10 protein-coding genes and 4 pseudogenes are annotated in these 9,507 nt (G+C 40.8%); 8 read left to right on the plus strand and 6 right to left on the minus strand.

Annotated features, from left to right (window positions below; translation table 11 throughout):
* Positions 1-28: 28 nt before the first annotated feature.
* Both REC12_RS16300 and REC12_RS16305 read right to left on the minus strand, forming a co-directional pair.
* On the minus strand, positions 29-649 hold the full coding sequence (locus REC12_RS16300) for a GyrI-like domain-containing protein (protein WP_308896292.1): 621 nt from the start codon (positions 647-649) through the stop codon (positions 29-31).
* A 262-nt stretch (positions 650-911) separates the two neighbouring features.
* Positions 912-1,139 carry a hypothetical protein gene (locus tag REC12_RS16305; RefSeq protein ID WP_308896294.1) on the minus strand — a complete coding sequence of 76 codons (228 nt, stop codon included), beginning with the start codon at positions 1,137-1,139 and terminating at the stop codon, positions 912-914.
* 235 nt (positions 1,140-1,374) lie between these two features.
* Here REC12_RS16305 and REC12_RS16310 point away from each other — a divergent pair, with 235 nt between their 5' ends.
* Entirely contained in the window at positions 1,375-1,773 is a 399-nt protein-coding gene (locus REC12_RS16310; RefSeq protein WP_308896296.1) for a hypothetical protein, read from the plus strand.
* Between the two features lie 57 nt (positions 1,774-1,830).
* Here the strand turns inward: REC12_RS16310 and REC12_RS16315 are convergent, their stop codons facing one another.
* The gene (locus REC12_RS16315; RefSeq protein ID WP_308896298.1) at positions 1,831-1,971 is read right to left on the minus strand and encodes a LysM peptidoglycan-binding domain-containing protein; all 141 of its coding nucleotides are present in this window, start codon (positions 1,969-1,971) and stop codon (positions 1,831-1,833) included.
* Between the two features lie 1,397 nt (positions 1,972-3,368).
* On the opposite strand from REC12_RS16315, the gene REC12_RS16320 reads away from it, so the two are divergent.
* The gene (locus REC12_RS16320) at positions 3,369-3,779 is read left to right on the plus strand and encodes a hypothetical protein (RefSeq protein ID WP_308896300.1); all 411 of its coding nucleotides are present in this window, start codon (positions 3,369-3,371) and stop codon (positions 3,777-3,779) included.
* Positions 3,780-3,836: 57 nt separating this feature from the next.
* Positions 3,837-4,067, plus strand: coding sequence for a hypothetical protein (locus REC12_RS16325; protein ID WP_308896302.1), 231 nt, complete (start codon positions 3,837-3,839; stop codon positions 4,065-4,067).
* Positions 4,068-4,090: 23 nt separating this feature from the next.
* Here the strand turns inward: REC12_RS16325 and REC12_RS16330 are convergent.
* Both REC12_RS16330 and REC12_RS16335 read right to left on the minus strand, forming a co-directional pair.
* Positions 4,091-4,225 (minus strand): annotated as a pseudogene (locus REC12_RS16330) (CRISPR-associated endonuclease Cas2); the annotation flags it as partial.
* 595 nt (positions 4,226-4,820) lie between these two features.
* Positions 4,821-5,238: pseudogene (locus REC12_RS16335) on the minus strand (D-alanyl-D-alanine carboxypeptidase family protein); the annotation flags it as partial.
* Here REC12_RS16335 and REC12_RS16340 point away from each other — a divergent pair.
* Together REC12_RS16340 and REC12_RS16345 are read left to right on the plus strand one after the other, a co-directional pair.
* Positions 5,236-5,355, plus strand: a pseudogene (locus REC12_RS16340) (winged helix-turn-helix domain-containing protein); the annotation flags it as partial. The pseudogenes REC12_RS16335 and REC12_RS16340 overlap by 3 nt on opposite strands.
* Positions 5,356-5,370: 15 nt before the next feature.
* Positions 5,371-5,556: pseudogene (locus REC12_RS16345) on the plus strand (fructose bisphosphate aldolase); the annotation flags it as partial.
* A 280-nt stretch (positions 5,557-5,836) separates the two neighbouring features.
* Here REC12_RS16345 and REC12_RS16350 read toward each other — a convergent pair.
* Positions 5,837-6,658, minus strand: coding sequence for a DUF3102 domain-containing protein (locus REC12_RS16350; RefSeq protein ID WP_308896304.1), 822 nt, complete (start codon positions 6,656-6,658; stop codon positions 5,837-5,839).
* A gap of 331 nt (positions 6,659-6,989) precedes the next feature.
* On the opposite strand from REC12_RS16350, the gene REC12_RS16355 reads away from it, so the two are divergent.
* The 3 genes from REC12_RS16355 to REC12_RS16365 all read left to right on the plus strand — a co-directional run bounded on the left by REC12_RS16355 (position 6,990) and on the right by REC12_RS16365 (position 9,066).
* A complete protein-coding gene (locus REC12_RS16355) occupies positions 6,990-7,214 on the plus strand; it encodes a DUF1659 domain-containing protein (RefSeq protein ID WP_308896306.1) in 225 nt (74 codons plus the stop codon).
* A 34-nt stretch (positions 7,215-7,248) separates the two neighbouring features.
* Positions 7,249-7,485: a DUF2922 domain-containing protein gene (locus REC12_RS16360; protein WP_308896307.1), complete on the plus strand. Its 237-nt coding sequence runs from the start codon at positions 7,249-7,251 to the stop codon at positions 7,483-7,485.
* Between the two features lie 885 nt (positions 7,486-8,370).
* Entirely contained in the window at positions 8,371-9,066 is a 696-nt protein-coding gene (locus REC12_RS16365; protein ID WP_308896308.1) for a hypothetical protein, read from the plus strand.
* Positions 9,067-9,507 lie beyond the last annotated feature (441 nt).

The following is a 9,507-nucleotide window of genomic DNA, read 5'->3' on the forward strand; positions in this document are numbered from 1 at the left end:
TGCAACTCTATTGGCGATGTATACAATTTCAGGCATTTTCCACCTGATAACGCAACACTGTTTTCAGCTTATGGGTTTCGGTTTTGCGGGGATCTGAGAGGTATAGTTCCCGATGCTGAAGCGAACACCTCCGGTAATTATGCTCCCGGCAATATTGATTCATGACTGTGAAACTTTCCGGCTCACAATCATAACTTCCAATATGAAGCATCTGACAGCACAGGCCCTCTGTTATCGTGCCAAATTCCATACTATCCAAATAAGGATTGGGCTTTTTCTTAGCTGTCTCTTCCCGGAATTGCGCAAATAACTCCGCAGTCAGAAATTCCGGCTGGCGGATCATCAGATTATAGCTGAAATTGCTTTTGTCCGTGAGCGGTAAGGTTTTATCAACTAAATCCCACACACCTTCAAGAGGAAAAACAGTGTAATCGTAATAGCCAACCGGCACGTGACTGCCCTTATAGGACATTTTCACCGCATAACTGAGACTATAAAGCGCGGCAGTTCTCAAGGCAAACTCTTCCCCATTCGGATCACCGCTGCCGGCAACCATGATAAATTTTATAGGGGGCACTGCAACGATAACCGGTTTTTTAGGGGGTAAATATAACTCTTTAAAGTCTTTTTTGTAATCCAGTTTGTCCATACTGACCTCCAAGCTAATGAGAATGCACTAGATTTTATAGTTACTAATTTTTCCGAGTCCATGATAGGTAATTCACCGCCAATACCCTAATTCCTGCTCCTTAACCCCTTTATCTTTTCAACTCCTTAAACTCCTTAAACCCTTTAAATTCTTTCAACTCTCTAAACATTTTACTCATGTCAAAGAAGCCTCTAGTTTAGCAGAGGCTTCCTTATTCAAAGGTATTAAGTTTTTATCTTCTTTCCCCAAATAAAAGCACATACTATTCTGCCAACGGAGACAGCTCAATTAAATCATTTTTTGTTTTACAGCCACAGGATTCACCGCCGCACGGTTCGCAGCCACAGGGTTTTTTCAATTCCCATAGGATACAGATCAATAGAATAATCGCTATTGCCAATTCATAAACAATAATACCACCCAGCAATACCGGCGTATTATTGGAATCCTTCTTACATTTACACGAACAACTTGATTCATTTTCAATCATGTCAATACCTCCCAACTAACGATAAGCTCAGATATAGAATATTCCATTATATCCCACATGTAGCCTGTTCTTTTGTTATTGGTTGGAATTTATTTGATCAAAGCGGCTAAGTTGACGGCCAATCTAAAGTAAGTCGAAAAACAATTAAGAATGTCGGAAAGCAGGAAATACAAGATATCCGTGGAAAGCGAAAGTCATTATAACTAATATTTTAGAAAAGGGATTTTGTATTTTTATGGGATTTATATTTCGAAAGCTAATCGATCAAACTTCCAATCCTTCGATGTTTTCAAATGAATATACCATCGGCTGGAGAGAATTTACTGGCGGATATAACAAAAAGGCAATGCTATCTGTAATTGTATGTCTTCTTTTATGTATAACTCCTTTATGGCCTTTACCGCTATTGCCTTTAATACCTGCACTAATATGGTTTATTACAGATACTTCAATAAAAGTTCTAAAATATAATAAAACTTTGAAAGCTAATCGCATCAACGACAAAAATCATCCGGATCTTTTAGGAAAGCAAGACCATTTAAATCTAAGAAAGAATGGTGGTCAAGACTCTCCGATCCAGAAAACCGAAAAATCGCTCATGGATATAAAGATAGCCAAAAAGGAGGACGATTAATCTCTCCTTAAAAATAGAAGCCCTGGCGCAAAACCAGGGCTTTTTATGCTATATTCCCTAACGAATCCTGATTCTTTGTCCCGGATAAATCAGGTTAGGATTAGAAATTTGCGGGTTTAAGGACATAAGCCGATGAACGCTAGTCCTGTGACATTGAGCTATCTTATGCAAAGTATCTCCTCTGCGTACATAATACATTGAAATTCCCCCTTATCTTAAATATACTCCAAGATATTCCATATCCGGCTCGTCTGGTGCGTGTACTAAAATAACTCTACACGAGTTTATCCGTAGCAAAACACTCCATACAAGCGCATTCCTAAATCAGAGCAAAAAAGACAGCATCCCGGTATGCCCCACCGAGATTCTGCTTAGAGGAAAAGTCATTACCGTTACAATTTCCAATTCTATTAATCATATAGGCCTTGTCCGGTAAAGTGGCTGCTGGAGGATATGGCGCAGGCGGCCTCTGGTAATTAAAAAAATCCTCCCTCGCCTAAGCGGGAGAGATTCATACCCTTGCAAATAAAAAAAAGGCCCTCTCTTAAGAGGGGCATAATAAGTATATGGCTGTATTAACACTCACAATGATAATACTTACCGATGGAAAAGACAAATTAGATCTTTTAAAGGTTAATATTAGAAATACTAATACAAGAAACCCCCCCTCCAACCAAGGAAGCGGGTTTTCAGCATAGCGTCCAGTCGATCACTTTGATTATGCAGGTGTTAAGAATAAAAAAGTCCCTCGCTAGGAGGGATTATTTAAAAGAAAAGGAAGAAAAATAAAAGAAAGTATATGTTAACCGCTAAGGCGGGATTTTGCATTTTCTACTTCCTAGCTAAACATCCCTTCTTTTTCAAAATGCATACACAATTTAATAGTAAGTGATCATTACGAGGTGTAAAATAAAATGCTTCATACTTGCGCCTTCTTTCGCTTAACTGCTTTAGAATAATATTATTATGTAACAATAATCTGAAACTGGTCTGAGAAATAACTGAATTTTAACTGAAAAAAGAGGTCTCAATACTATTTAGCTGAGACCTCTTTCTGGAGTATGGCCGACACCGGCGCTTTATTAACACGTATAGAGCAGTTTTTATCATCGTACAGCGAGAAGACTACCACCTCTTCAGGTGGTGCAATACCGGCGTATTATTGGAACCCTTCTTGCATTTACACGAACAACTTGATTTATTTTCAATCATGCCGCCATTGAAGAAGTGTTGACGATCATTGAAAATCACTTTGGATGGCAAATAAAGCGAAGTAGCATTTTTAGATTTGGATATACTAAGTCGCATAGTATAATTTCCTTCAATCCCTTACATTACAACACATTACGTAAGTTTACTCACTAAAAATCAGAGAGAATTTGACATATTTTCAATAAAAAAGCCCTGCTTCCAAGGCCTTTAGAGAGTTCTATATTAAGCGCAAGTGTCAAAGACCCGGATCGATTGAACAGAACGGACGCGAATGATATATTAATACGATGAAGGTAAAGGTAACCAGAAATATGAATTGCGTGTTATGGATGATAATGCGGTTTTAACAATCAGTATTTCTAAATATTAAGGGAGTTACTAATATGAGAAAAAGAGGAATGGGAATAATAATGGCGGTTATTATTCTTGCTGCCACAATGATATACAGTCATTTTTTTGTAACAACCAAGTCTCCTGCTATAAGTATCAGCAATAAGGCGATTACGATCTCCGAATCAAACGGGACTACTATTAATTTTTCCGATATAAAAAATATTCAAGAAAAAGATAATGCTCCTGCAAATCTATCGAAAATTTATGGATATAATGACGGAACCGTACTTAGAGGAAAGTTTCAATCAGACGGCAATGATATGATGGTTTATATCGACCTCTCTAAACCTCCGTTTATCTACATTACAACTCGCACCGGAATGGTTATTATCAATGATCAAACATCAGCAGAAACACATTCGCTCTATGAACAATTGAAATCGAAAATTAATCAGTCATAATTCAGCGCTTGAATTTATATGAGTAAAATTTTTTGACTTTATCAGGGGAGGCGCTATATGCCAAAATCCATAGGAACAATTATAATAATTCCAATTGTTTTGGTACTAACAGCTTTATTTCAAGGCTTTTTGAATAAAAAGTTTGACTATCAATGTGGAAACTGTGGTGGCAAATTTAGCATATCACCTATTATGGGTACTTTGGCACCGCATTCAATGGGGAGAAAACTTGTTAAATGCCCGAAATGTGGGGTAACATCATGGGCAACACGAGTACCTAAAAATTAATTTACTTACACTGCCAACTCTGACTCCATTTTCAATTTCTTAAGATTGCTTTCACTAATATCTCCTTCCAAAACAGAATTTTGCACCCAATTTAAGTACTTTCCGCAACGCTTTAATACCTTATTTACGCGCTTTTCACCAACATCATAAACCAGGATGAAACATAGCCCCACCCCCTTCTGGCCCACTAATCTTTCGTTACCACTGACTCATAAAAGGGCAGCCAGTTTTAGGGTTTTGACCTCTTCCTCAAGTTCTCAGAGAGGATTGTACTTTTTTAACTCGAATATGCAAACTCTTATAAAGGCCCAAACATCTCGGCAAGAGTACGAGCTCTCTTTCGGCTTGTCCTAAGAATCTTACGCGCGTAAGATTCTTAGGACAAGCCCAGTCAGATCTGAGATTAACTAATTTATCTTCATCCAGAATCCTTCCTTGGAGAATCTCCCCTTTAGCAAAAGAGAAGCTCGCTTTTTCCCCAAATGGCAACAGAATAAAGGCCGAGCATTCTCAATTTTACGGTCAACAAGGATTCTTTTGAAGGTACGCTCAAGAGTTGTTCTTCGAGCACAAATAAATTTCCAAGCTTTTGAGGCACAAGGACTTGGGGTAAAAGCCGCCAATACCAATGGGCTTTCAAAAGAAAGATAATGCCAGATCCTATCCGATCCGGCAAATCCTAAACCCTCGCTGTTTTCTAAAGCAACATCAGTCTCAAGGGCGTTCTATTCAATTGTCACACACTTTATGCCCTTATTCTGGAAGACGCTTGTAGTGCTGTTTTCCTATACTGTTGTATACAGCTAAGACATCGATAATATCATACTGTTCCGTATGGTAATCTCCTTGCGCACCAGCTGAAATCAAAATGTATTCTTGGTTATCTACTTTGTCGAGACTCGCGAGACATAAATCGGCCTCATCGGTATATCCGGTTTTCCCTTCTAAGATTTCCCCGTCAACAATGTTTTGCTTGTTGAGTTCTTCAAGCATGGGGCTGTTAAAGGTTATCCCGCGGGAGTGCTTATTCGTAGGTGGTGTGGCAGGACGGGAAGAAGTAAAAACCTTCCGGAAAGTATCATTCTGCCAAGCATAAGCTTAAAAGCATAGCCCAATCTTTGACCGTTGTGTAGTGGTTTACATTGTGAAGTCCGGTCGTATTTTCAAAATGGGGGAATATTGGTATGACTATACCATTCGTGGCATTACTAAAATGTTTAAGTGTTTGAGTCTTTCGTATACTCGCCCAACCTATGTCCTGGCTAAAACCGATAAACAAAAACAGGAGCAATTTACAAGAACTGATCTTCATGTTGCACGGGTTGTGGCTTTGTCTGAGGGGTACACTCAAATTGAAGCAAACGAAAGTTATCGTAATCAAGGATTGATCGCCAGCTTTTCGCGTGCTCTATCGCAAGGCCTGACGGCTCAGCAATCAGATGAAGAATTTAATGCGACATTGTCAAGCTCTATTAAAGCTATTTATCAGCATCAATTACATAATGGTTTTACCGTATCTCCCCTTCTATTTAAAATACAAGGGGAGATACGACATTTTTGATCTATTTCTTCTTAACGCTTGGCAGAGACTCAATCGATTTGCCATTTATAGAGCCTCCTCCCACCTATTTATATTGTGCTGAACACTGGCTCTAATTATAACGTTATTTTTTTCATATTTTATACACTTCATCTGAAAAATCACAAGCAAGTAACCCGCCTCGGAAAGACTGGTCTGACTTTGATGTTGAATTTTTCAAAATCCCTTTTTAACTCCCCATTCTCTCTTGCATGGCTTTAATTAAAAAATCATTCAGCATTTTTTTATACTCCCCATGCACCTGGGGATCAATCTTCGCCAGCAGATTCATCTCATAGGTCAGTTCCTTAAAAGCTTTATCCAAGCTCTCAAAGCGAAAAGCGACCTTGCTCGTAAGCAGTTTGATCTGGGTGGCGGCAAGCTCGTTACTTACTCTTTGGTAGCTCCTCAAATTCGAATGTTCGGCGAGCTTCTTATTCTCCATAACCTTTTTCTCAACATTCTGCTGAAGTTCCTGCCTGGACTTCCGCAAATCGTCGGTCTCTTTTTTTAGATTGTCGCACTCCTTGGCCAGCTGCAGGTTTTTCTCCTTTTCCTCATCCAGGGTTTTCTGAAGACCCGCTTTCGCCTGTTGGGACTGTTTCAGCTCGTTAACCGCCTGCTGCAGCTCACGGGTTGTCATGCTTTCTATATCTATGTCGCTGATAAATTGCGCCCGGTCCTCTTCCGGCACTCCCAGAAGAATGAGGGCATGGGTGTAACTCAAATTAGGCAGATCCCGGGCCTGTGCTCCGGCGTCGCCTAAAGCGGGCTGTTGGCTCCCGTACGCCTCATAGAGGCGCATCAGTTTTTCAGCCCGGTTCTGGGAAAATCCAACGGACTCTTTCAACCACTTGCCCCATTCCCCATATTTGATTAGTCCCTTGGCCTCTGTCAGCCGTCTGCCGATTTCTATTAAGTTGTTAAGCACTATTTTCTCCGGCGGGTGTTTAATGATATTACTTGCAGCCGCAAGTAAAAGCCGGGTAGGCTCCGGGATAATATCCCCCATATTATTTCACGGGTCCTTTCTCTTCTTTTATCCACATACTATGGGATTATCCCGGCAAGGGTGAGGGCCTTTTCCTCGGCTTGTACCAAGAATCTTACGCGCGTAAGATTCTTGGTACAAGCCCGGTCAGATCTGAGATTAACTGGTTTATCTTCATCAAAAGTCCTGCCTCGGAGAATCCCCCAACACTCCCCAGGGAGGCGCCTTGTTATCTCTAACATATGACAAACAGGCAGATTGGTGTCACCCTTGGACAAGAGAAATCATAAACTATAGGGACAGACCGTCCTTCAAGCGGCTTGTCAATCCGGAGAAAAGGAGTGAGTAGAAAATGGCAGTCGCAGTGACCCCTTTGAATTCGGTTCTGATTGTTGTCTACCAGGCTGGGCTCACCGCCCTCGGCGCCCCAGTAAAAAGGCAGAAAAGCCTCAATTACCTAAGGCTCGATGCCTCGGAACAGGCCCTTTACGATGCGGTCTATGCTTTATTCGGCCTGTGTCAAAATCCGGTGCTGGACGTACTCTACCGGAAGACCTTTGAACTTACGGATCAATAACCGGAAAAAGACCTGACGTAAAGGAGGCAAAACTATGGCTCTCTCGACAAATAAGGTACTCAGGTTAACGTTTAATACCACAGGCGGCAAAACTTTTGCTATAACACTCTCCGATCCGAAAGAGGACCTGCAGCCGACTGAGGTCATGGCCGTTATGAATTCGCTGATTGCAAGCGATATTTTCTTAACGCCCAGCGGCGCTCTGACGGGAATACGGGATATAAAAGTCATTGATACGACAACCAATGACCTTTACGATCCTCAGGAGTAGCCTATCGCCGGCGGCTGAAATTTCTTCGGCCACCGCCGCTAAATGCCGCCCGTCCCAAATTGGAAAGCTTATGCCAATTTGGGACGGGCGGCATGGCTTTGATGAGCCGCTTTCAAAATGCATAACTAAGCCTCACCGCAAAACGATGAGGCTTAGTTATGCATTTCTTGATAAATCTCTGCTCCTTCGTAGGGAGCGACAGCAAAAACTATTTACTAGGGAAGGTTTTATTAGTTTTCTTGTATTTCTTAGCACAAATCGCCAATCACTTGAACCAAACTACCATCATTCTTCTGATTTCCCCAATAAGTTAGAGACGATGGAACAATTAGATAAGGACGGCTGGATAGTCTGGAGACGTTTACCTTAAATCTCATAAAAACTTCGGAATCAGGTTTCAATTCCTTACAATTTGAAACCTACCTATTATATATTATCACAGATTTCCTACCCCTGATTTTTTTAGGGGTTTTTCTTTTAAGTATGGTGCAGATTATGGTGAATTTGTACAGCTTGAAATAGGTGTTGTCCCCAATATGTCCCCAATAAATCACTTTTGCTGATGCATATAAGTAATAGTCCAGATATTAAGCGTGGGAAAAATCGTCCTCTCTACCTTGGTCAATCGGCTTGACCGACTGACTTTAAAGCAGACTTGCAATAGGTATTGACCAAATCGATACCTATGAGATGCTAAAACTGGGATTCAAGAAACTTACCCGATTTTCTCGGTGCACCTCATGGATACCCTCATCCACATCATTCTTATCAGGAAGGCATTTCCCTTTCCTTACATATTTATCGAAAAACAATTAAGAATGTCGGAAAGAAGGAAATCAACTTAATTCGTTGAAGTCAAAAATTAATTATAAGGAGATGCATTGAATGTTAGAAATATTGGGCATTTTGAGTTTCCTGCTCTTCGTATTAATGTCAATAGTCAGTATCAATCCTAAATGGATTTCGAAAGGCAAGAAAAAATACACAAGAAAAGAAACTTTATTATCTGCCTTAGTTATGTTTGTTTTATTCTGTATTTTTGCAATCAATTCGCCTAATAAGGCCTCGGTGCCCTCTGCCTCAAGCATTACGCCCAATGCGACAACCACTACTCAAAAAACTGAACAAACAACTAAAGATGAGAATGATGCCGACGCTGTTGCGAAGCATCAAACGGATGTAAAAACATCACCGGCTACAGATACCGTAACAATGCCCCAATCAAATTCTTCTTCCACCTCAAGTCAACCCGCGACAGCTACTGCAAGTTCGCCACAAACCCCAGCACCAAGCCAAAGTCTAACCCCTGACTCAACACCGCCCATCCCTTCTATTTCTACTCCGGTTCAACCCCCTCCTTCGACTAGTTCTAATAATTCAATAACAGCATCAACCGACCAAACAGCCAACCCATCAGCCAATGTAAGCCCCTCTACGGAGGATGACAATACAATCGTATATATAACGAAAACAGGCAAGAAGTACCACACCGCTGGGTCTAAGTATCTTTCAAAAAGCAGCATCCCCATAACATTGGGAGAGGCTAAAAGGCGTGGCTATACGCCTTCTGCAGAGGACTAATTTGGAGGAGACTATTAAAAAATTATCGTCTCCCTATTATTTGTTTCGCTATTCCCCATGCTCACGGACTACTCGATCCGTCAGATAGTCAAATAATAGATTAAATATACGAACCAAAAAGAAGAGCCTAATCGCTCTCCTCCTCAATTCCTGGCAACACAAAAAGCAGAATCTGGCGCCACTCCTCGCCGAGTTTCTGCTTTTTGAAAAAAACATCTTCCTACTACAATATATGCCCTGTCCAACAAAGTGTGACAGGCGTCGGTTAATCGGCGTCTTTTTTATGCTCCCAATGTCTAAATAGGGCTTGCTAACGAGTGCAAAAAAACAGGAAAGAGCCTGATTTTGCAAGGTTTTCTGGGCATTTTCGTCGAATCTTTAGTGCAAGGAACTATGAATTAAGGTTAATAAAACCGTGCACTTGGAGGTTAAAATGTACCG

The sequence above is a fragment of the Candidatus Desulfosporosinus nitrosoreducens genome, assembly GCF_030954495.1.
Lineage (GTDB): Bacteria > Bacillota > Desulfitobacteriia > Desulfitobacteriales > Desulfitobacteriaceae > Desulfosporosinus > Desulfosporosinus nitrosoreducens.

Bases quoted from the DNA above. Each gene is read 5' to 3' on its own strand.
- REC12_RS16300 (WP_308896292.1), bottom strand. From the start codon at position 649: ATGGACAAACTGGATTACAAAAAAGACTTTAAAGAGTTATATTTACCC.
- REC12_RS16305 (WP_308896294.1), bottom strand. From the start codon at position 1,139: ATGATTGAAAATGAATCAAGTTGTTCGTGTAAATGTAAGAAGGATTCC.
- REC12_RS16310 (WP_308896296.1), top strand. From the start codon at position 1,375: ATGGGATTTATATTTCGAAAGCTAATCGATCAAACTTCCAATCCTTCG.
- REC12_RS16315 (WP_308896298.1), bottom strand. From the start codon at position 1,971: ATGTATTATGTACGCAGAGGAGATACTTTGCATAAGATAGCTCAATGT.
- REC12_RS16320 (WP_308896300.1), top strand. From the start codon at position 3,369: ATGAGAAAAAGAGGAATGGGAATAATAATGGCGGTTATTATTCTTGCT.
- REC12_RS16325 (WP_308896302.1), top strand. From the start codon at position 3,837: ATGCCAAAATCCATAGGAACAATTATAATAATTCCAATTGTTTTGGTA.
- REC12_RS16350 (WP_308896304.1), bottom strand. From the start codon at position 6,658: ATGGGGGATATTATCCCGGAGCCTACCCGGCTTTTACTTGCGGCTGCA.
- REC12_RS16355 (WP_308896306.1), top strand. From the start codon at position 6,990: ATGGCAGTCGCAGTGACCCCTTTGAATTCGGTTCTGATTGTTGTCTAC.
- REC12_RS16360 (WP_308896307.1), top strand. From the start codon at position 7,249: ATGGCTCTCTCGACAAATAAGGTACTCAGGTTAACGTTTAATACCACA.
- REC12_RS16365 (WP_308896308.1), top strand. From the start codon at position 8,371: ATGTTAGAAATATTGGGCATTTTGAGTTTCCTGCTCTTCGTATTAATG.